This is a genomic window from Acinetobacter sp. ANC 3882, assembly GCF_022549545.1.
In the GTDB taxonomy this organism is placed as follows: Bacteria; Pseudomonadota; Gammaproteobacteria; order Pseudomonadales; family Moraxellaceae; genus Acinetobacter.
Genome location: NZ_JAKZGB010000030.1, coordinates 1 through 374, shown reverse-complemented (window position 1 = coordinate 374; position 374 = coordinate 1). Strand labels below are relative to the sequence as shown.

At 48.1% G+C, this 374-nt stretch carries 1 protein-coding gene; it reads left to right on the top strand.

Features of this window, described 5'->3' with window-relative positions:
- A partial coding sequence (locus MMO42_RS18130) for an Ig-like domain-containing protein (RefSeq protein ID WP_241321584.1) occupies window positions 1–374 on the top strand: 374 nt, incomplete at both ends.

The following is a 374-nucleotide window of genomic DNA, read 5'->3' as shown; positions in this document are numbered from 1 at the left end:
ACAGCGGTTACCGATGAAAACGGCAACTACACAGTAGATCTAGCAAACCCATTAACCAATGGTGAAGTGGTAGATGTGACTGCGACAGATGCTGCGGGGAATGAATCTGAACCTACACAAGCGACAGCGGATGACACGACAGCGCCAGAAGCACCGACTGCTGATGTTGTTAATGATGGCACGCAAGTAACAGGTACAGCGGAACCAGGTTCAACAGTGATTGTTAAAGACCAAAACGGCAATGTATTGGGCACAGCGGTTACCGATGAAAACGGCAACTACACAGTAGATCTAGCAAACCCATTAACCAATGGTGAAGTGGTAGATGTGACTGCGACAGATGCTGCTGGAAACGAATCTGAACCTACACAAGC